The sequence below is a fragment of the Spirosoma knui genome, assembly GCF_054780635.1.
On record NZ_BAAGVY010000009.1, the window covers coordinates 78422 to 101415 of the forward strand.

The following is a 22994-nucleotide window of genomic DNA, read 5'->3' on the forward strand; positions in this document are numbered from 1 at the left end:
TTAATCCATTTACGGCAGTGCAAACGCGATATACGAACCACCCGGTTTCAGGCCATACCGAGTACCACCCGCAGCAATGGCGACGTACTGCTTACCATCCACCATATACGTAATTGGTGTGGCGAATCCGCCCGCGGGCAGTTTGTACTCCCACACGACTTTACCGGTTTTGCGGTCGTAAGCGCGAAGTTTTTCGTCGTACGTAGCAGCAATGAAGAGCAGGCCCCCGGCCGTTACAATGGGGCCGCCATGATTTTCAGTGCCCGTTTGCGGAACACCTTTTTTCGTTAGCTCTGGGTATTCGCCCAACCGTACTTGCCATAGATACTCGCCTGTATTCAGGTCAATGGCGTTCAGTGTGCCCCAGGGCGGCTTAATGGCGGGATAGTTTTCCTGATCCCGGAACTGGGTGTTTCCGTTGTTCAGATACGGCGGCATATAGGGAAACTCGTCTCCTTCGGTAACCGGTGTCGTAACGGCCGAGCTGTGAATGTCGGTCGATGCGGAGGCAACCGCGGCCGGTTTCGATTCCATGTTCAGCAGGTAGTTAACGATGGCGTCCCGATCGTCTTTATTGATGTGCTGAAACGAAGGCATTCGTCCCCGCCCGGTCGACAGGATGTTGTTGATCTCATCGCGGCTTAGGCGTTTGCCCACATTGGTCAGGTCAGGATAAGCCTGTGCTCCTTTTGCTTCGTTACTCCCCTTTCCGCCAATGCCGTGACATACGGAGCAGTTGGTGTTAAACAGCGATGCTCCGCGCGTCATGGCGACGCCTTTACCCTGCATTCGGCTATCGCGCATCTTCAGCCACCAGAGCATGTTATTGCCGTTTACGTAGAAAACCCCGTTCGGGTCGGCAGCGGTACCGCCCCACTCGGCTCCTCCGCCAAACCCAAAAAACAACGAGCCTTCTTCGCTGGGCGGCATGTATTTACTACCGTGTCGGCTGTTTCGAAAGCGCTCCAGCACATACGCCCGCGCTTCTGGCGTACGGCTGGTGATGTTGGCCTCCGTCAGTTCCTGCATAGCGAACGGCGCGGGTTTTGTCGGAACGGGCTGCGTTGGCCAGGGCTGCTCGCCCGGTAGTGCGGGCGAGGTCGGTACCGGTACCTCTTTGACCGGGAACAACGGCTTACCCGTATCCCGATCGAACACAAATACGTACCCATCTTTCGTGGCTTGCGCGACAGCCTCAACCAGCTTGCCGTTGTGCCTTACCGTAATAAGGTTCGGCGGACAGGGTAAATCCCGATCCCATAGGTCGTGGTGTACGGTCTGGAAATGCCAGATTCGCTTGCCGGTTTTAGCGTCGAGGGCAATAACGCAGTTCGCGAACAGGTTCTGCCCAACCCGAGCCCCGCCGTAAAAGTCGACCGAGGGCGAACCCGTACCAGCATACACAACGCCCCGCTTCTCGTCGACGACCAGGCCCGCCCAGCAGTTAGCGCCACCTAGCTTTTTATATGAATCCTTCGACCAGGTTTCGTAGCCATATTCACCTGGTAAGGGAATCGTTCGGAAGACCCACGCCAGCTTGCCGGTTCGCACATTGAACGCCCGGATGTAACCCGGTGGCGCATCCCCGCCTTCGTTAACACTGGAACCGGTAATTAGAAAGTCTTTATAAATGACACCCGGTGTCGTGACGCGTATCGACAGGTTCGTTACGTCATGCCCAATTGTTTCTTTATCACCCAGCCCCGCGTGCAAGTCCGTCTCACCGTTTTTGCCGAAGTTTTCAACCAGCTTACCGGTCAATGCATTGACGGCATAGAGCGACGAGCCCACCGTGTACAGTACCCGTTTGTCGTCGCCGTCTTCCCAGTACATTACCCCACGTAACGGATGAAATCTGGGTCGCTTATCAGGACCAGCAAACGGATCAAACTGCCAGAGTTGCTTGCCCGTGGCCGCATCAACCGCGAACAGTTTCATTCTCGGTGAGGTACCATACATAATTCCTTTGACGACAATGGGCTGGCACTGAATGTCCATGCCCCGCTGCGTTGGGTCGCTATTGTCGCCGGTATTGTACGTCCAAGCCGGTTTTAAATTCTTTACATTCTGGAGGTTAATCTGAGTCAGGGGTGAGTAGCGGTTACCAGCGCTGTTTCCCCCGTAGGTTGGCCAATCATCACCGGTCTGTCGTGGATTGTCTAAGCTGATCTGGTTAAAAGACAGATAGCTTCCCAAAACCAGCAGACCCCACCCGCATTTTGCGATAAAATTCATGTAGTAACTACGTCAATAGGTTAAGGAATACGAAGCGGGCGCTTATCGCAGCGCACTACTTTGCTTTTTCGTAAAATTCATACGTAATGCGCCACGTCACCTCCTGATTTGGAGCTGCTTCCAATCGAATATACGGCTCCGGGCAAGACGTTGTAGCACAAGCCCAGTAGACTAATTTCTCCAGGGGCCGGTCACCCGTGATGTGGACACCAGCGCCTGATTTTACATTTTCAATCCGGATGTTGTAGTCATTCGCGGTGGGCGCGAAGCCCTGCAAACCCGCGCTGTATACATTCTCTTTTTTCTCGAAGTCACGTGTGTACACCAACCGGTTGCCTTGCGGTTGAATGAGGCTGCCAAAGCCTTTTCCTTCGCCGTTAACAGCAAACGGAAACTGGATCTCTATGCCCGGCCCGGTGGGCTGTTTGTCGATCACAAAAAAGTTGTGGTTGTACACACTCGTTTTGATCGGTTGCTTACCGGTATTTTTCAGGCTGTGTTCCAGCACTAACTGAGGTTTTCCGTTTACCAACCGCACCGTTTTACGATACAGATAGCTATAGCCCGTTGGGCTGTTCAGTTCGTGGGTAAAGTCGACATGGTCTTTATAGGGCTTCACGTTCCAGCGACCATGATCGGTTATTTCGTAATACCTCCCGAATGCATACGCTTTTTCATCGGCTCGTTTGAGAACACCCACGCCGATCTTGACGAACGTATCGCCCGGCTTGGCGTCTTCATACCCTAAGGGCACAAACTCCTCCACGGGTCCGTTGATGGCATCGTGCAATTGGGGATCATACTGTTCAAACCACTGGTCAACAAAGCTGTGCCCGTTGTACGTGAGACTTTTGAACGCACCCGCCCAATCGAAGCGGGTACCCCGGTAGTACCCCTGCTGAGCATCCGGCAGGTATAGCGTAGTCCGGATAATTCCGTTCGACAGTTCAGCCTGCGGCCACTCCGCTACGGGTACGGTACTGGCACTCAGACCCCATAGTGCACAAACGGAAATAAGAAGCTTTTTCAAAGTGGTCGCCTAAGTTGAAGTCCTCACAAGTTATCCACATCGAGCCCTATTTAGACAACCCGATGTGGATAACTATTACTTATTGATTCAAATTTGGGTTGATAGACGTATCTGAGTACGGCAACGTGAACCAATAATTCGCTTTGGTAATGGGCTTGATGGGTTGAAGGTCCTCAGGGCTCTTTTTCGCATTGGCCTCTTCCACTTTTTCGAGCCGGATCAGGTCAAACCAGCGCGTGTATTCACAGGCAAATTCCCAGGCCCGCTCCTGCACCACTTCGTCGGCAAACTGAGCCGACGAAAGGCCATCGGCTGGCGACAACGACTTGGCTCCGGCCGCCCGACCGCGCAATCGTACCTTGTTAAGGGCATCGTAAGCCGCCTGATCGGGGCCACCCGTGCCCCGTGCTTTAGCTTCGGCATATACCGTCAAGACGTGTGGATAGCGCATCATAACCGATGGTAGCGAACTGCTGGACGTAACGACATTACCTTTAATATACCACTTTTTGTAGTACGGGTGCTTCGTCAGGCTTTGCTGCCAGGGAATTGTCGTGGCACCAAGGCCAAACTGCGTCCGGAAAGTGGCGTCTTTGCGGGGTCCTTCGGGGAAATCACGGAAGAAGTTGAGTTCAGCAAACATATCGTCCCAACCGCCTTCTTCACCCGGCATGGTTGTATTTCCATACGTAGCGTTGGCCGTTCCGCTGCCACCCGTAAATCCGTTGATCTGGAAAACTGACTCTGGAAGAATAGCCACCGCCGGATCATTCGCAAATACCTCCGCAAACGTAGGCAGTAAGGCAAACCCGTATTTGGTGCTGTTGTCGATCACTTCTTTGGCTTTGGCCGCGGCCAGATCGTATTTGTCGGTTTGCTTGAGCGGCCAGCCCGCCATGGTCAGGTACACATCGGCCAGATACGCCTTTGCTGAACCGGCATTGGGCCGACCCGGATCGCGCCGGGTGTTCGGCAGCATCGTTTCCGCTTTTTTCAAATCTTCAACGATCAGCGCGTATACCTCAGCCGGTGTCGATTTTTTAACCGTAAGCAGGTCCGCCGAATATTCGCCCACCGTAATCAGCGGAATATTGCCGTAAAAGCGGGTTAGCCAGTAGTACGAGAACGCCCGGATGAAGTGCGCTTCGCCCGCAATGATGTCGATCGTGGCTTTGGTACCGACCGTTTTCTGGTAGTTATTGATCACATTGTTCGCCCCCTGAATGGCTTTGTAGCAGCCATTATACACCGCGCCCGAACGCTGGTTAGTGGTCGATACGTTGAACTGATCGAATTCGCGCCAGTCAGCTTTGTTACTCGCCGGGTGCGTCGTTACGTCGTCGCTGCCAATGGTAGCTGCGGTAGCCGATGGATGCAGAAAGCCATACCCCCACTGGTTACCCAGGCCCCGGTAAGCGCCGGTCAGCGCCGATTCAAGCCCGTCCTGCGTCGAAAGCACGTTACCGCCGTATAACAAGCCGGTTGTATCTTCTTCCAGATAACCGGTGCAGCCCGCCGTCAGCAGAGCTGCAATGCCAATGATTACTAATTTTTTCATGGTTGCTTAAAGAAGGTTAGAAGCCCAGGTTGATGCCGAGCGTATAGGTTTTCGCGTTTGGATAAGAACCGTAGTCGATGCCGATGGCCGTGTCGGTGCCCGAACCGACCCGCGCCGACTCTGGGTCCGGTCCTTTGTACTTGGTGATCGTCAGCAGGTTGGTCGCGCTGGCGAATACCCGAACGTTAGCCTTATTGCGCAGGATACCACTGGGTATGTTGTAGGACAGGCTCACGTTTTTCAGCCGAACGAAGCTGCCGTCTTCCAGGAAGCGGCTCGACTGGGTGAAGGGTTGATACGTTCGGGTAAAGGCTGGAATATTCGACGTTTCGTTGCCCGGACGGTAGTAGTCCCGAATTTCGGACAGAATGAACTGGCGAGCGTCACCCGAACCCGACAGGGCAGCCGCCCGGGTGTAGTTGAGCTTATCGACGCCGAATACGCCGTTAAAGAATACGTTCAGGGTCAAACCTTTGTACGTAAGGGTGTTGTTCCAGCCACCGGTTGCTTTCGGGAACGCGCGGCCAATGATCTGGAAATCGTCGGTCGTGATGGCATTGTCGCCGTTGAGGTCCTGATAATGCGGATCGCCCGGTACCCGGCCCTGCTTGGCCGCCTGATCGGCTTCATTGGGTTTCCAGGTACCCAGGTACTGTAGTCCCCAATAGGAACCTAGCGGCTCACCCGGCAGCAGCATGAACTCGTTGGTTGTCGACATACCGGCCCCTACACCCGTACCCTGACCCAGTCGTGGAAGCCCGCCCAGGCTAATTACTTTGTTTTGCAGGGTCGAGAAGTTCAGGTTAGTCTCCCAGCGGAATCCGGCGTTGTCGACGGGCGTACCGCCAATGGAAAATTCAAATCCCCGGTTCTCGATTTCTCCGACGTTACGTGCCTGCGTACCCCCACCGGCATAGCTCGGTATGGCTACGTTCAGAAGCAGATCGACCGTGTTTTTCTTGAAATAATCGGCTTCAATCCGTATCCGCCCGTTCAGGAATTCCATTTCCAGACCCGCGTCAATCTGACGGGTGGTTTCCCATTTGAGGTCGGGGTTACCGGGGTTGCCCAGGATGACCCCCGCGGTTGCGGCCGTGTTGTTGAACGCCGAAACGATGGTATTGTAAGTAGACAACGTAGCGTACGGGTTAATGGCCTGGCTGCCCGTCATACCCCAACTGCCGCGTAGTTTCAGGTTGCTGAATACGTTGAGCTTCTGGATAAACGCTTCTTCCGACAACCGCCAGCCGAGGGCGACGGACGGAAAAACGCTGTACCGGCTCGACGGGCCAAATTTGGACGATCCATCCCGACGAACCGCTGCCGTGACCAGGTATTTGTCTTTAAACCCGTAGTTGACCCGCCCCAGCAGCGAGAGCAGCGTCCATTTCTGATACCCCGATCCCACGGTAGCCGCGGTATTGCCCCCAATGTTGTTGTATCCTAACTGTGGAAACCGTAAGCCCGACGCACTGGCCGTAAAGTTCTGATTGGTGAACTGCTGCGTTTCCAGTACGGCTACCGCATTGATCGAGTGATCGCCCAGCTTGAGTTCGTAATTCAGGTTGTTAGTGTTTTGCAACGTCAGCAATTCAGCAGAATACCGGCTGGCCGTTGGGTTGTTGTTGGACAGGCGCTTGCCGTTCAGGTTCAGGTTTTGCTCGTTTACGTAATTGATCGCGTACTGTAAATCGAGCGAGAGGCCCTTAATCGGCAGCTTATAATTCAGCCCCCCATTTACATTTAAACCGGTTCGGTTCTGATCGACCGACTGATCGTAGAGATAATCCAAGGGATTCCGGTAAACTGAGCCGATTGGGTCGGTAAACGTAGGCTGGCCATCCGCGCCATACGCCGGTGTGGTGGGCGCCCAGGCCAGCGCCTGCACAATAGCACCGCCATCGAGGGTATTGTGGTTCTGCGTGCGCGTTCCCCACAGATTCAGCCGCAGCGAAAGCTTGTCGTTGATCTGCGTGTTGATGTTCGAGCGAAGAATGTACCGCTTAAACCCACTGTTATTAACAATACCATTCTGATTCAGGTAATTACCAGAAATCAAAAACGTAGTCTTGTCGCTGCCGCCCGATAAGGTAACCTGGTGTTGCTGACCGCTTCCCGTCCGGAAAACCAGGCTCTGCCAGTCGGTGCCGCCGTTCTGCTTGAACTGGGCAATCTGATCGGTAGTAAACGGCAGTCCCGAGCCAACGGCTGTAGCGCGGGCATTCACGATTTCGGCAAATTCACCAGCGGGTAATACGTCGTACCGTTTGATGTTTTGGGCCAGGCTAAACTGACCTTCGTAATTCACTTTGAGTCCTTTTGCTCCTCTTTTGGTCGTGATGATGACAACGCCATTAGCCCCCCGGCTACCGTAAATCGACGTAGAGGCTGCGTCTTTCAGGACCTGAATGGTTTCGATGTCATTGGGATTTACAAAGTTGAAGTTGGCTCCCACAAACCCGTCGACTACGTATAATGGGTCATTATTGCCCAATACAGAGTTGGCACCACGAATCCGGATGCGGGCATCACCACCGGGTGCGCCGTTGGTTTGGGTAACCTGTACACCCGCAGCCCGGCCCTGAAGAACCTGGTCGATCCGGGTAACGGGCTGCTGGGCAAATTCTTTCGTAGAAATAGCCGTTAAGGCCCCCGTTACGTCTGTTTTACGCTGCGTACCGTAACCGACCACAACGACTTCGCTGAGTGTTTTTTGATCTTCTTCCAGTTGCACATTGATAACGCTGCGTCCGTTCACCGGAACGGTTTGACTCACGTAACCGATGTTCGAAAATACGAGCGACGCGTCACCAGCTACGTTCAGGGCAAAATTGCCGGAGGCATCGCTGGATGTACCCAGCGTGGTGCCGCTCACTTGTACGTTAACGCCCGGTAGACCCTGATTGTCGGGCCCGGTGACTTTACCAGTCACCCTACTGGTTTGCGCAAAGGCATAGCTTCGGCACAAAAGCAAGACTAAAATAAAAAGCTTTACACAGTTTTTCATGGGTAATTAATAAAAAGGATTAGGAACTCCTAAATAGGTAAACAATTAATTACCAGTCTACTACTGACCCATCGAGGGCGTTGTAGCTTTCGGGGTTTTTCCAGTCGTGGCCGATCTTGTCTTTCATCTGGGCTTCATCAAGTTCAATGCCTAGACCCGGTCCGCGTGGTATCAGAACCGTGCCATCCTGCTGGAGCTTGAACGGGTTTTTCAGGTAGCCTTCGCCTAGCGAAACCTGTTCCTGAACGAGGAAATTTGGCACACTGGCGGCCAGATGGAGCCCTACTGCCAGCGAGATCGGTCCCATTGGGTTATGGGGCGCGATGGGTACGTAGTACGCTTCAGCCATACCCGCAATGATACGTCCTTCGGTAATGCCCCCGGCATGGCAGAGGTCAGGCTGCACAATGCTAACCGCCCGCTTTTCGAGCAGTTCGCGAAAGCCCCACTTCGTAAAGATGCGCTCGCCAGCGGCAATGGGCAGGTGTGTTCCCCGAGCAATGTCAGCCAGTATGTCTACGTTCTGCGCCTGCACCGGCTCCTCAACGAACATGGGTTTATAAGGTTCCAGCTCTTTAATGAGAAGCTTTGAGGTTTGGGGCGGAATAGCGCCGTGAAAATCGATGGCAATGTCCATGTCGTCGCCCCCGGCATCGCGCAACGACGCAAAGTTGTCGATGGCGTACTTAATAAATTTCGGGTTCTCAACGATGTTGGCCGGGCTCTTCTTAGCTACTCCCGTCTTAATGACCGTGTAGCCTTCCGCCTTCCGTTTCTTCATATCCTCGGCGTTGCTGGCCCGGCCATATACCCGAACCCGATCGCGCGTTGGTCCGCCCAGCAGTTCATACACCGGTACATTCAGCAGCTTGCCTTTGATGTCCCACAGAGCATGATCTATGCCGCTCAGGGCGCTCGTCAGGATAGGTCCACCCCGGTAGAAAGCGTGCCGGTAAATTGCCTGCCAGTGGTGCACAACTTGTCGGGGGTCTTTACCCAGCAAGTACGGTTCAACTTCTTTAATTGCCGTTTGAATGGTCAGCGCCCGACCTTCGAGCAGCGGTTCGCCTAAACCAACAATACCTACGTCGGTATGAATTTTCAGGAAAATCCACCGGGGCTTTACCAGAAAGGTTTCGAGCTTTGTAATCTTCACTTTACCATAGTCCACAAAGTGACCTGGGTTATGGGCATACGACGCTTCGGGCAAAGCCGTTATACTTGCCCCAACAGCGCCTAACACTGATTGTATAGCTGTTCGGCGGGATACAATACCAGTTTTTTTCATGCACGTTATCAGTTGACGGTTAATTTAATCGTTTAAGCAACTATCAAAAAAAAGGGTAAGTACAAGTCTACGGTGGACTTACCAACCTATGTAAGGCATTGTGGTGTCAGGTTTAATAACCTGACACCAGGGTAACGTCATGCTGTTCATTAAGGCCGAATGATCGTACCATCCATCTTCCGAACTTGCCAGTTCGACTTGGTCGAAATCGGGTATTTAGCCGCTTCTTTCTCGTTGATATCCACCCCCAGGCCGGGTACTTCGTTTACCGACATATAACCTTTGTCCATTGTCGGGCAACCGCTGAATACGTCCTTCATTTTGTCGGAAAACGATACGGCTTCCTGAATACCGAAGTTCCAGACGGCCAGGTCAATATGCGCGTGCGCTGCGTGTCCTACCGGCGATACGTCACCGGGTCCGTGCCAGGCGGTACGCACGTTGAACCACTCGCCCAGCCGGGCTACTTTCATGGCGGGCGTAATGCCCCCGATCTGCGAAACGTGAATCCGGATATAGTCGAACCACTGGTTCACCATAGGCTCTTTGAATTCATTGATGTTGTTGAACAGCTCACCCATGGCAATAGGTACGCTGGTTGTTTGCCGTAGTTGGGCGAACCACTTCATGTTCTCGGGCGAGAAGGGGTCTTCAATAAAGAACGGCCGGTAGTCTTCCAGCTTTTTGATCATGTTGATGGCTTCCATTGGCTGCACCCGCTCGTGAATGTCGTGGAGCAGTTCGATCTCTTCCCCGCACTGTTTGCGTACTACGTCGAACATCTTGGGCACCGATTTTAGATAGCCCTGTACGTTCATATAAGCGTCACCTTCGTAACCAAAATTAGCCGTTTTGAAGTCGGGCTTATCGGTGGTTGAGCCAACAGCACCATAGCCGCCCTGTTGAATCCGAATGTATTTGAAGCCCTGTTCCATGAACTTCTTCACACTCTCGGCGGCCGCTTCGGGCGTGTTACCACCGGCGTGGGTATAGCAGGGAACGGCAAAGCGAACCTTGCCACCGAGCAGTTGGTAGACCGGCATGCCCGCCCGTTTGCCTTTAATGTCCCACAGAGCCTGGTCCAGACCACTCAGCGCGTTGTTCAATACCGGTCCATTCCGCCAGTACGAGCTTACATAGGCCGATTGCCACATGTCTTCAATGTTATCCACATCTTTACCCACACAGAAATCATTGAGGTAGGAGTTGATAGCCACGACTACGGCGGCAGCGCGTTGGGTGAAGGTAGCACAGCCTAGGCCGTACAGACCCGGCTCGGTGGTTTCGACCTTAACGACAATCAGGTTTGAGCCCTGCGGAGCCGTAGCAATGGCTTTTACACTTTTAATTTTAACGGGTGCCGCTCCTTTTGCATAGGCTGGCGTCTCTTTACGTTCCTGGGCCTGGGCAGTCGAGTTGCCCCCAAATAAACCGAGCATACCAGCCGATGAGCCGAAGCCAAGCATTTTCAACGTTTCCCGGCGATTGTAATCCAGTTGATTCATAAGAAAAAGACTTGATAAGTTTAATACGTGACGGACGGCGCTTTACCCCTCCACTCGTTCTGGTGAAGTGATTAAGGGATAAATCCTACTTTTTATCCCACCACACGCGGGTATCTAATGTGTTCGGCCCCTGACGGGTGATGGCTTCGTTCAGTTTGCCCGAGTTGACAATGATCTCACTATCCGGATAAGGCAGCCGACGGATGAAGTCGCCTTTCACTTCAGAGCCGGGATACGGGTTTTTCTTTAGAGCCGGGAAACCGCTACGCCGGAAATTGGCCCAGGCTTCGTTGCCATCCAGGAAGCTAGCTACCCAGTATTGTGTATTGATCAGCTCTAATCCATTGGCTGCATTATACGGATGAGCATCCAGATAGGCTTTAATCGAGGCTTCGGGTATGGTTGTACCATACGAAGCCATCTGCTCCAGATTGGCCCGAATGCCCTTTGTGTAATAGTCATCCGCCGTGCCGGTTACCCAACCGCGGGTAGCCGCTTCGGCCAGAAGGAGCAGGGTTTGTGCGTACGTAACGTGAAACTCAGGAGAGTCCAATTTTAGTACCGTACTGAGGTTCACCTGCGAATAATCCCACAGACTCACGACCTTGTTGGCGGCAAACGTGCTCGCAATCGATACGTCGTTATAGCCCATCGGCATCCCGATCTGAACCGATGGGTCCGACGAGGCTCGTGCCGCCACCTGCTCCTGACCACCTTTCGCCCCTACGTAACGTACCGCAAAAATGGGCAAACGAGGATCGTTATTGGCTTTCAAGTAATCGACGAAGGGAGCAGCCAAGTAGAAGTTGGTTTTCTCGCGGGCTTGTAAGTGGTTGGCGATGTAGTTGTTATACAGCGACGTATGCCGAAGCGTCGAATTGTCCGCATTCGACTGGAACACACCACCCGCTACGGCTTTCTTCACGTACGATCCCGCCAGGGCCGGGTCAACCTTAGTCAGGCGCATACCAGCCCGTAGCATGAGCGAGTAACCCAACTTTTTCCATTTCGCTACGTCGCCACCATATAGAATATCCGTCACCACGGCGGCTTGAGCGGTGGTTAGAGCGGTTGAAGCCTCGTCAAGCTCTTTCAGAATATCCTTGTAGATGTCCTGTTGCGCGTCGTATTTGGGGGTAATGATTTCGGTTGTGTACCCCTGTCCCGCTTCCGTGTAAGGAATATCACCATACGTATCGGTCAGGATCATAAACACATACGCGCGCCAGATGCGGGCGGCCTGATACGTATTGATTTGCAGTGGATCGGACTTGGTTTGATCGAGCACGGACACCAACTGTTTCACTACGTTGCGGTAGAAATTCTGCCAGACCAACGGCGTATTGCTGTTGTTCACCTGGTCGTAGTTCGCACCGGAAAGCGAGCTACCATAGGGCGTGATAATCTGTTGCACAATGCCGAAGTTATACGTCAGCATGCCCAGCGTACCAAATCCGTCGAGGTAACTGGTGTTGATGATGGCTTTGTTCAGCACCATCGACGCAGCCAGCGACGTAGGGTCAACCTTGTTGGTATTGACCTCCGTAAAGCCCTTGTCGCAGCTCGTCAACAAACCCAACGAGAGCGATAATGTAAGAATATATTTGAAATATGTTTTCATGACTTTAAGTCTTTATAACGACCGGAATTAGAATCGAACATTGAGGTTAAAGCCCATCGTACGGGTTGGCGGAAGACCGGGCCAGAAATCAAGACCAACCGAGTTGTCGGACGATACCATAGCTTCTTCAGGGTCCATGTTCTCGGTCCATTTCTTGATGACCAAGACATTATTGGCGACTGCACTCAGCTTAATGCCTTTGATAAACAGGCGCTCAGGTAGCAGTTTAGTAAAATCGTAGCCGATCGTGATCTGACGCAGTTTCCAGAAACCAGCGTTGTTCACAAAATCTTCGTGGATACCCAGCGGGTTGAGCGACTCGTAGAAAGGCTGTACGGCGGCTTTGGTTTTGTTGACTTCGCCGTTCGGGTTCACGCCATCGCCAATCACGTATCCCACATCGCGGCCGGGCAGGGTCCGTTTCGACAGACCGTGACGCAGGTAGTTGATGTTGCGCCCGGTAATCATCTTATGCCCCAGTTTGAAATCGATCAGGGCCGATAACGTAATACCCCGGTAGGTGAACGTATTGGTGATCCCTCCGAAATAGGTTGGTAAAGCGTTACCCACATTCACCAGCGTATTGTTGCGGAGTGGCATCCCGCTGTTGGCATCATACACTTTACGCCCCTGCGCATCACGCAGATACGTGAATGTGTACAACTGCCCGATGGGTTTACCCACGACCTGATTCAGCACCCGGCCACTGCCACCGCTCACCGTAATCACCGTATCGTTCGGCGACAGACCCAATTGCAACACTTTCGACGTATTATAGGATACGTTGGCGTTGACATCCCAACGGAAGGAATTCGTAACCACCGGCGCGAAGTTGACGGCCAACTCAAGTCCCTGGTTCATGCTACGTCCTACGTTGATCAGCTTACTGGTATAGGAGGAAGCATCCGAAACCTGGGCGGCCAGAATTTGGTCATTGGTGGTTTTGTGATAATACGTGAAATCTAAGCCGAATTTGTTATTAAACAGTCTCAACTCTAGACCAACTTCAGCTTCCTCGATCCGTAGTGGGCGTAGGTTTTTGTTAGGAACTGTCGATGCATTTATGCCGCCCACCGGCACAAGTTGACCCGCCGGATTTGGGAACGAGTTGTTGTCGACCTGATAGTAAAGCGCGTTCGAATAGGGCGCTACGTTATCAGAACCGACCTGTGCGTAGGCCGCCCGAATTTTGCCGAACGATATCCACTCCGGTAATTTGGGGAAAGCCTGCGAGAACACGAAGCTCCCCGTTACGGACGGGTACAGAATACTTCGGTTCGATTCGGCCAGCGTTGAGAACCAGTCGTTACGTGCCGTTGCGGTCAGGAAGAGGTAGTCATTATAGGAGACTGTAGCCGAGCCGAACAGCGAATTGATTTTCTTTTCCGACAAGGCATAAATTGGATTTTTAACCCGTCCGTTCGCTACGGTATATAAGCCCGGCTGCACGAAATCCTGCACCGTTACACTGTTGTAATCATTGCGGGCGTAACGGGCATTGCCACCCAGCGTTACGTCGACACCGATCTTGCCAAACGTTTTATTACCACCCAGAATGAAGTCGATGTTCCGTTCGGTGTTCTGGCGTACGTCCTGCGTGTACGAACCGTTCACGTAGCCCGTAGGCGCTTTGGCGATAGGCGCGTACCCATTCGGAATGTTGTAGTCCTGATTCCGAACGTAATAATCCTGCGCAATACGTCCCTGAATGTAGAGCCAGTCGGTAAATTGGTAACGTAGCGCGAGGTTGCCGAAAATCCGATCCCGAAGGATATTTTCGAAGTGGTAATTCATCGAATAGTATGGATTGTTCCGTACCAGGAAGCGCGAGAACACGAATTCATCGCCGTTGGGTAAGACCTGGTTCTGACGCAGCGCATCGAACGGCATGGAGTTCGCCAGCGTGAACACCACGGTCGATACCGAGAAATCCTGTGCGTTCAGCTGGGGTGGGTTGATGTTATTTTCTTTCGAATAGTTAATGTTTCCAGATGCAGTCAGTCGGCTATTGATGTTCTGCGAAAAACCCAGGTTGATCACCTTCCGATTGAAGGAGTTGTTCTCCATAATACCCTTGTTGTCGGTATTGCTGAACGAAAGGTTGAAACCACCATTTGGCCCATTGTTAGACACCGCTACCGTATTGGTAAAATTGGTACCGGTACGGTAAAACTGTTTCACCCGGTTGCGAACGGGCTCATACGGCCAGGTTTCGTTGTCGAATAATGTTTGAGTCATGCCTGGCTGGAATTTTTCGCCAAAGCTCCAAACGCCCGATGTTGGATTGGCCGCCGTAGGTCGTAAGCCGCCTTCGCCCTGTCCGTATTCATACTGAAAATCGGTGAAGTCCATCGCCGTTTCGGTAGTGAAGTTTGTGTTATACGTAACGCCGAATCCTTTGCCGACACCCCGGCTTTTGGTCGTGATCATCACCACGCCGTCCTTCGCGCGGGAGCCGTATAGGGCGGCCGCCGTACCGCCTTTCAAGACGGTCATGGTTTCGATATCGTCGGGGTTAATAGACGATAGGCCGTCGCCACCGTCGGAGTTGTTCATAGCGCGGTTACCAAAGTCACCACCGAGCGAATAGTTGGAGTTGTCGATGGGAACGCCGTTGACTACGATCAGCGGGTTGTTCTGCCCACTAAACGACGACTGTCCGCGAATCCGGATTTTTGCCGTTCCGGCCGGTCCCGAACCCATCGTTGTAATGTTGACACCAGCCATTTTTCCCTGCAAACTGCTCACAAAGTTGTTGGTGCGGTTTACCGAAATCTGGTCGGCATTGACCGTTGCCGTTGCGTAACCCAGCGTCTTCGCTTCGCGCTTGATACCGAGCGCCGTAACGACCACTTCGTCAATCGCCTTTGCGTCTTCGACCAGCTGCACGTTAATCACCGAGCGATTATTAACGGGAACCGTCTGCGTGACGTAGCTGATAAACGAGAAGACCAGCGAAGCATTATCCGACACGGTAATCGTATAATTGCCCGAGGCATCGGTAGCCGTACCGGTCGTACTCCCATTTACAACAACGTTCACGCCCGGCAAACCCTGGCTGTCAGGTCCAGTCACTCGGCCGGTCACTCGATTAGTCTGAGCAAACGTAATGCAGACGCCCAGCCACAAATGACATACGGTAAGGATTAAAGATTTTTTCATTTTTGAAAACGATTAAAGGAATAGGAAAGGAATTCATCAGGGTAAAACGGGTATTAAAAACTTGACTTGTTAATTACTCAGCGCCGGAATCCACATACGCACGCCAGCGTTTTTCCGGACCAACATCGTTCTGTTCTGTATGCAGACTTTATAAGAGTCGAAAAGCATCTGCCTACCAGTTATGAATAGCACCGTCGGGACTTTTCAGGATTGGGTGTGGGAACTTGGTTTTCTCTTTTACTTCCATCACGAAGGTGGCTTTCTTCGGATCGAACTTGACGCCTAAGCCCGGATTGGGATTCAGATACAGCTTCCCATTCTTGAAGTTCAGGTAATCTTCGTTAAAGTAAGCAGGCCGCTCCGGCTCTCCCCCGGCCAACTCCATCAAACAGCGGGTCGGGCTGCTGGAGCCTAATACGTGCACCAAAGCGGCCGTCGACAACGGGCCCGTAAAATGCGGAATCATGCCCACGTAATGCGTTTCGCAAAAGGCAGCTATTTTCTTAAGCTCCGAAAGGCCACCGGTATTAGGGAGCGTAACGCGGGTGTAATCAATCAGGCGATCTTCGATCAGTTCATTAATATCCCAGCGGTCGCCGAACTGCTCGCCAACGGCAATCGGGACTTTCGTCATAGCACGTACCGTCTTATAAACACCTGGATTTTCGGAGCGAACAATATCTTCGATGAAGTAAGGCTCCAGATTTTCCAGCGCCGAACAAATCTTGATTCCTTCCGTCAGGTCGAAACGCGTGTGCAGGTCAATGGCCCACTTGCCCCCACCGCCTACGGCCGCATCGATCCGCTTGCAGAACTCGATGGTTTTCTTGGCATTATCGTAGAAATCGAACGGCTGATCGCCATTACCACCCGTCGGCCCAATCCGGTAGGCACGTAGCCCCGCTTCAATACAATCCCGGGCGCGCTCTTCTTCAGTTTTAGCTTTCGAAGCCCGGAAACCTGTTGCATAGCACTCCACATAATCCCGCGTGGCTCCGCCGAGCAGTTCATACACCGGAACGCCGAGCGCCTTGCCTTTAATGTCCCAGAGGGCCATTTCGAGGGCACCTAACGCATGGAGTTTTTCGCGGCCGGGCGGATAAAACATCCCCCGGTACACATTTTGCCAGATATGCTCAGTGCGGAACGGATCTTCACCAATCATCATCTGCGCGCACTGCTCAATGACGTCTTTGAAGCCACCTTCACCAATACCGACGATGCCTCCGTCAGTTTCAACTTCGACAATACCACGAGCCTGATTAAAAAGCGGCTTATTGTAGCCCGGTGCACTGTAATAACGGATTTTGGTGATTTTCAGCTTCGGTGCGCTTTGGGCTAAACTCGCTGGTATACCCGTCCACAAGGCGGTGGAACCAATCAAAGCGGACTTTATGAAATTACGTCGTTGCATGAAAAAGTTAACGGTTTAGAAGGCGCTTAAACGATTAAGCAAAAGACTAAAACTATATCGAAATCATTTGTTTAGTTTCTGAAGACGCTTTGGTAATCAACTCGGCTTCCATACGTATCTGGGCGGGTTCCTGTAACTGACCTTTCATTTTATTAACCAACACCTCAACGGCAGTTTGCCCTAGCCGCACAATAGGTTGCTTTACGTAGGTTATCGGACAATAATAAAGCTCAAATACCTCAGCCTGGCCGAAGCTGACTATTGCCAGATCAGTCGGCACGTTCAGCTTTAGCTCGTTGATACGTTTCAGGCCATTGATGGCCAGGCTATAGGTTGCAAATACTATGGCATCTACTGCTGGGTCAGCGGCAAGCATCGCTTTGAGAGCCACTTTAACGCCCCCGTCAATGTCATTTATTCGAACCTTTTTCAACCAGTCTTTCTGCACCACGATGCCGTTATCGGTAAGTGATTCGGTATAGCCTCTGATCCGCTCCTTCATATGGAACATTTCCGATTCATAGGCAATCATGCCGATCCGTTGGTAACCGTTCCCGATCAGGTGCGTGCCAGCATCGTAAGCGGCTTTGTAATGGTCAGTGGATACGAAATCAGTTGATATATCGGGAAAATACCTGTCCAACAAAACGAACGGTACGTTCTTGTCTTTCAGAAAATGAATCTGCTCTTCAGAACCTTCGGACGACACGATAATGAAGCCGTCCACTTGTCTATTGATCAATACGTTCAATAAATCACGCGACTTAGCGGCACTTTCGTCGGAGCTACCGATAATGACCGTGTAGCCGTAATGTTTCGCTTCGTCTTCGACCACCCGGGCGATATTGGCAAAAAATGGGTTCGATATATCGGCAATAATTAACCCAATGGTGTGCGTTTTTCCGCTTCGTAAACTTTTCGCCAGGTGGTTCGGCCGGTAGTTTAGTTCCTCGGCAATCTGCCTGATCTTAATGGCGATCTCCTGCCCTACCCGACTCTCCTTTTCTTTGCCATTCAGCACATACGACACTAAGGCTATAGAAACACCTGCCTGTTGCGCAATATCCTTTAAAGAAGTTTTTTTAGTATTCATCCACGACCAAAAGTATGCTTAATCCTTTAAACAAAAAATATTTTGTGAAATTTTTTCGCAAAAATGAAGCGATTAAGTAATGTAACCGGCACAGATTAGTTGGATGACCAGCCATTAAAAAAGCACAAGCAGGCTATGAACGCCCACTCGTGCCATGAGTAGTATAAAGTCGAAATACCCTTAAAATCCTTCGGCCTTTATTTCCTTCTCGGTAATAACCCCGTATTTTTTCACCTTATCGCGAATGGCATCCGCCTTGCCGATCAGGACAAATTGCAGGTTATTCTTCGGGAAGTATTTATCAATGATTTCGCGAGTCTTCGCCACGGTCAGTCCGTCTACGTTGTTCTGAAAATTGTTGATAAACGACTCGTCAAACCCTAAGCTGAACATATCGGTCAGCAGGTTAGCCAGTGAACTAGCCGATTCGTAGTTAGGCGGAAAATCTCCTTTTACGTAGTTCTTAGCCGAACTCAGCGTTTTTTCGTCGATACCCGTACGGTGCAAACTATCGAGCACCTGCAAAGCCATATCGATTGCCTGCGTCGTGGTGCTGACCTTGGTGAAGGTTGAGATAGCAAACGTACCGCTGTTCCGATACGTACCGAAGCGGCTATTGGCACCGTAAGTCAGCCCGGAATTTACCCGCAAAGCATCGTTCAACCAGGACGTAAAGCGCCCACCCAGAATTGTATTCACGACCACAACCGGAATGTAGTCGGGATTACTATGCGTAATGCCTTTACCACCGATTAAAAACGTCGTCTCGCGGGCGTCGTCTTTGTTGACCAGCAACACCCGGTTTTTATCGAACGTAAAGGTAGGTTCGGTTAGCTTAGGCGACGTAGCAGCCGCCGTTTTCCAATTGCCAAACAGATTCGTAATGCGTTTTTTCATGTCGGCGGTGTTGAAATCGCCGACGACAGCAATGGCCGCCCGATCAGTCGTATAGTTTTTCTGGTAGAACTGACGGGTATCATTGGCGCTGATGGCCGACACAGCTACAGGCGTACCCGTAATCGGGTTGGCATACGGATGACTTTCGAACACAAACCGGTTGAAATACGAGCTGACCACCGATCGGGGACTTTCTTTCTGCTGCGTCAGCTGGAGCAATTGCCGCTGCTTGTACTTATCAAACTCGGGCTGATCGAACGTTGGCTTTGTAATTACGTCCTGGATAATGTCGAACAACAAGTCCTGATCTTTTACGGCAAACGAGGCCGAAAGTTTAGCCACTTCCTTACCCGCATACGTATCAATACTGGCACCCACGTACTCAGCCTTCTCTTCCAGTTGTGCCTTGGTGTACTTCGAGCTGCCAAACAGCAAGGCATCGGCCGTCATGTTGGCCAGACCATAGCGGTTACCATCCTGCACCGCTCCGGCATCGAATACAACCGAAACGTTAATCAAGGGCACCTCACGTTGCTCCATCAGGTAGACAGTAAGGCCATTCTTCAATTTAAACTTTTGGTAAGGCGGCACCTTAAACGTTTGTGCCATCGACGCCCCTGCCAGGAGCAGCGCCGTCATTAAAGTAAGTACTGATTTCATTTATCAGGCGTAGTGAGGTGAATTAGTTAGAGCCAGCACTCTTTTTCGGTTCGGGCAGTAGATAACCAACAGTACGATTACGAGCGGTGAGATAAGTTTTGGCGACCCGCTGTACGTCTTCTTTGGTTACCTTCTCATACAGCGTCGGGGCCTCGTAGAGCTTTTTATAGTCGCCAAAGAACAGTTCGTAGGTGCCCAGCGAGTTAGCTTTGCCATTAATGGTTTCCATCGTCCGGTAAAACTCCATCAGCTTCTGGTTTTTCAGCTTCTGCAACTCAACATCGGTAATGCCCTCGTTGGCAATCTTGTCGATCTGGTACAATACTGAGCGCTCTAGCTGCTCGGCCGATACGTTGTTAGCAGCAATGGCGTAGACATAAAACAGGTTTGGATCAAACGACTCGCCGAAGTTGGTGAACGTCCGCGACGCAATGGTTGAGTCAAGCACCAGCGACTTTACCAAACGCGACGAGTTGCCACCGCTCAATATACCGCTCAGCAGATCCAGCGCGTAATAATCAGAATGGCGGGTAGCGGGCGTGTGGTAAGCCATCAGAATGTTTGGCGTAGCAATGTCTTTGTACGTCGTGACTCGTCGCTCACCGTTCTGAGGAGGTTCTACCGTACGTAGGCTATCGGGTAATTTTTGAGCCGGAATTGGCTCGATATACTTCTGGGCTAATTGCTTAACCTGAGCCGCCGTGATATCGCCAACAACTACGGCAACTGCATTATTTGGCGAATAATACGTTTTGAAGTAGCGCTCCAGATCCGCCTGCGACCATTTCTTGATGTCCGACTCAAAGCCAATAACGGGAAACATGTACGGGTGTTCGGTAAACGCAGTCGCTTTCACCAGCTCACTAATAACCCGGTAGTTGCTGTTTTCGAGCCCCGTGCTACGTTCCGACAGCACCACACCCCGCTCGCTCTCGACCATCTTCGGATCAATGGCCAGATCACGAATGCGGTCGGCTTCGAGATCGAAAATTGTTTCGAGTGCTCCGCTTTGAAACCAGTCAGTATACACCGTTGTGTTTTCGGTCGTGTAGGCGTTGTTCGACCCGCCGTTTGCTTCCATAACCCGGTCGAATTGCTTAGGGCCGTATTTCTTGGCCCCGTTGAACATCATATGCTCGAAGAAGTGCGACAGGCCCGTAATGCCGTGTACTTCGTTGCGGGCACCCACTTTCCAAAAGGTGTAGAAGTTCGCGTTGGGAATCGAATGGTCTTCGAGGACCATAAATTTCATGCCGTTCTTCAACGTAAATGTCTGCACATCTTCCGGCTTGGGCTTATTTTGCGCCACGGCCATGACGGCCGCCGAAAGCAACAGCCCCGCCAACAGACTCACTGGTTTGTTCATGTTATAGGTAATGTGGTTGGGTAACCCCTAAAATTAAGCGTGGCTGGGCGTATTACAAAAAGGTACTTTTGCTATGTTGACACGTGAAGAACACCCAAACGCTAATTCCATGAATCAATCGATATGGTCGCTGAGCGGCCAGCGTGCCCTGATCACCGGCGGCACCAAAGGCATCGGCGAAGCCATTGTGCGGCAATTCCTTGATCTCGGTGCGGCCGTCTTCCTGGTGGCTCGCGACAATGAACTGTTACAAACTCAATTGGCGGACTACCGGCAGCAGGGCCATACGGTCGAGGGCATTGCTGCAGATGTTAGTCAACCCGGCGTAGCGACTCAAGTTATTGACGCCGTTCGGGCCAAGTGGGATAGCCTGCATATTCTGGTCAATAATGCGGGGACCAACATTCGCAAACCCACCACCGAATACAATACGGATGAATATAACCATGTGCTGAATACCAATCTGCGCTCCGCTTATGAACTAACTCAGGCCGCTTACCCGCTTCTGAAAGCGTCGGGCGATGGCAAAGTCGTGATGGTATCGTCGGTATCGGGCTTGTCGCATACGAGCAGTGGTTCACTCTACGGTATGACCAAGGCGGCTATGCTGCAACTGACCCGCAATCTGGCGGTTGAGTGGGCGGGTGATTTAATCCGGGTCAATGCTGTAGCGCCCTGGTACATCAAAACACCACTGGCCTCGCCCGTGCTTACAAATCCCGAAAAACTGGAAGGAATCTTAAAACGGACACCAATGAAGCGCGTCGGCGAACCCGATGAAGTAGCCTCAGTGGTATCATTCCTGAGTATGCCCGCGTCCGGTTACGTCACCGGCCAGACCATCGCCGTAGACGGCGGGCTGTTATCGTGGGCGTATTGATTGGTAACGCACAACACAATCAAGTGTAAAAGCTGACGCTGGTCCCTTCGACTCCATGCCTAAATGAGTTCAATTTTTGTCATCCCGACGCCAGGAGGGATCTTCTCTTACCGGAGGTAATGTTAGCCTCACCCGAAGATCCCTCCTGGCGTCGGGATGACAAAAATTAAGCCTCCAACGCCTGACTTACAATTATATGCTTGAGCGAATGCTCATTATCCACGCCATATTAAATGAAACACAGGCTGAAGCCGAACGCGGCCCGGCCTGCGCTCCGAACTACACACCTTTTACCATCGCTTTCATCTTCTCCATAGCCGTTTTGGTTACGGTCAGCGGATCCTGGGCGTAGTAATTTTTGTTGAACACTTCCAGCGATAACACGATTGGACGATCGGGCCGTTTGATTTGCGTCAGCGTTTCCCGAATCGGAGCCACTCCATCACCGGGAAACACGCGATCAGCGTCGGTGATTTTCTCCGGCGTAAAATCGGCGGTGTAGTCGTTGACATGGAAAATTTCGATGGCCGGTTTGCCCACTAATTTCAGGCTATCCCGGCTAGAGCCTCCTTTATAGAGGTGATAAATATCCAGCAGCAGCCGAGCCGATGGGTGCCCGCTTTCAACAGCAACAAACATCACCTCGCTCAACTTGTTCAGATTCTTCGAAAAGCCCCACAGTTCAAGTTGCGGAATAACCCCCGTTTTATCGCTCACCTCCAGAATTTTCCGGTAGCGCTCTGCAACTTTATACAGATCAAGCTTTGGGTTGTTCGGTGCCTGAGCGCCGACCGCTGGGGTCGCCACGCGCTTACAGTCGATTTGAGCCAGCAGTTCCATCTCCCGTTGAAGCTGCTCAACACCTTTGGCACGGGCTGCATCATCGTCGATAATCCAGGGCGCAAAGCCAATTGCGTTTTCTACGCGTATGCCCAAGTCACCAAGACGTTTTTTCAGATCGGGCAGCGTTCCCCCTGATTTAAGGTACTCCTGAAGGCTATCGATCCAGATTTCGACGGCCCGAAATCCGCCTTTTGAGGCTGTTTCCAGCTCTTTTACCAAGCCGAGCTTATGCCCGCGGATGGTGCTCATGTTCAGGCAGAGGGTAAAGCCAGGATCAGCGGCTACGGAATTTGCGGGCGAACCGGCTACTGCCGACGCGTCATTGGAGACGAACGGTAAGGTGAAACTAGCAGCTACTGCCGCCAGGGTCTGGCGACGGGTTACGGATTGGGACATAAACGTTGGACGATCGTGCAGGTTGGTTTACGTACGAAC

The 22994-nt window shown here is 52.0% G+C and carries 14 protein-coding genes; 1 reads left to right on the top strand and 13 read right to left on the bottom strand.

Annotated features, from left to right (window positions below):
• Positions 1-9 precede the first annotated feature (9 nt).
• The 12 genes from ACYVIY_RS18465 to ACYVIY_RS18520 all read right to left on the bottom strand — a co-directional run bounded on the left by ACYVIY_RS18465 (position 10) and on the right by ACYVIY_RS18520 (position 20836).
• The gene (locus tag ACYVIY_RS18465) at positions 10-2235 is read right to left on the bottom strand and encodes an outer membrane protein assembly factor BamB family protein (RefSeq protein WP_460977867.1); all 2226 of its coding nucleotides are present in this window, start codon (positions 2233-2235) and stop codon (positions 10-12) included.
• Between the two features lie 55 nt (positions 2236-2290).
• Positions 2291-3265 (bottom strand): hypothetical protein, encoded by a 975-nt coding sequence (locus ACYVIY_RS18470; RefSeq protein ID WP_460977868.1) that lies wholly within the window; start codon positions 3263-3265, stop codon positions 2291-2293.
• Between the two features lie 79 nt (positions 3266-3344).
• Positions 3345-4823, bottom strand: coding sequence for a RagB/SusD family nutrient uptake outer membrane protein (locus ACYVIY_RS18475; RefSeq protein ID WP_460977869.1), 1479 nt, complete (start codon positions 4821-4823; stop codon positions 3345-3347).
• Positions 4824-4839: 16 nt separating this feature from the next.
• Positions 4840-7830: a SusC/RagA family TonB-linked outer membrane protein gene (locus tag ACYVIY_RS18480; RefSeq protein WP_460977870.1), complete on the bottom strand. Its 2991-nt coding sequence runs from the start codon at positions 7828-7830 to the stop codon at positions 4840-4842.
• 49 nt (positions 7831-7879) lie between these two features.
• Complete coding sequence (gene dgoD, locus ACYVIY_RS18485) at positions 7880-9118, bottom strand: galactonate dehydratase (RefSeq protein WP_460977871.1); 1239 nt, start codon at positions 9116-9118, stop codon at positions 7880-7882.
• 149 nt (positions 9119-9267) lie between these two features.
• On the bottom strand, positions 9268-10623 hold the full coding sequence (locus tag ACYVIY_RS18490; protein WP_460977872.1) for an enolase C-terminal domain-like protein: 1356 nt from the start codon (positions 10621-10623) through the stop codon (positions 9268-9270).
• 85 nt (positions 10624-10708) lie between these two features.
• Positions 10709-12244, bottom strand: coding sequence for a SusD/RagB family nutrient-binding outer membrane lipoprotein (locus ACYVIY_RS18495; protein WP_460977873.1), 1536 nt, complete (start codon positions 12242-12244; stop codon positions 10709-10711).
• 27 nt (positions 12245-12271) lie between these two features.
• Complete coding sequence (locus ACYVIY_RS18500; RefSeq protein ID WP_460977874.1) at positions 12272-15406, bottom strand: SusC/RagA family TonB-linked outer membrane protein; 3135 nt, start codon at positions 15404-15406, stop codon at positions 12272-12274.
• Between the two features lie 172 nt (positions 15407-15578).
• A complete protein-coding gene (locus ACYVIY_RS18505) occupies positions 15579-16820 on the bottom strand; it encodes a mandelate racemase/muconate lactonizing enzyme family protein (RefSeq protein WP_460977875.1) in 1242 nt (413 codons plus the stop codon).
• Positions 16821-16872: 52 nt separating this feature from the next.
• Positions 16873-17913, bottom strand: a complete 1041-nt coding sequence (locus ACYVIY_RS18510) for a LacI family DNA-binding transcriptional regulator (protein WP_460977876.1) — start codon at positions 17911-17913, stop codon at positions 16873-16875.
• Positions 17914-18093: 180 nt separating this feature from the next.
• Positions 18094-19470, bottom strand: a complete 1377-nt coding sequence (locus ACYVIY_RS18515) for a M16 family metallopeptidase (RefSeq protein WP_460977877.1) — start codon at positions 19468-19470, stop codon at positions 18094-18096.
• A 22-nt stretch (positions 19471-19492) separates the two neighbouring features.
• On the bottom strand, positions 19493-20836 hold the full coding sequence (locus ACYVIY_RS18520) for a M16 family metallopeptidase (RefSeq protein WP_460977878.1): 1344 nt from the start codon (positions 20834-20836) through the stop codon (positions 19493-19495).
• 109 nt (positions 20837-20945) lie between these two features.
• Here ACYVIY_RS18520 and ACYVIY_RS18525 point away from each other — a divergent pair, with 109 nt between their 5' ends.
• A complete protein-coding gene (locus ACYVIY_RS18525; RefSeq protein ID WP_460977879.1) occupies positions 20946-21716 on the top strand; it encodes an SDR family oxidoreductase in 771 nt (256 codons plus the stop codon).
• Between the two features lie 279 nt (positions 21717-21995).
• Here ACYVIY_RS18525 and ACYVIY_RS18530 read toward each other — a convergent pair whose 3' ends face one another.
• Positions 21996-22955 (bottom strand): sugar phosphate isomerase/epimerase family protein, encoded by a 960-nt coding sequence (locus tag ACYVIY_RS18530; RefSeq protein WP_460977880.1) that lies wholly within the window; start codon positions 22953-22955, stop codon positions 21996-21998.
• Positions 22956-22994 lie beyond the last annotated feature (39 nt).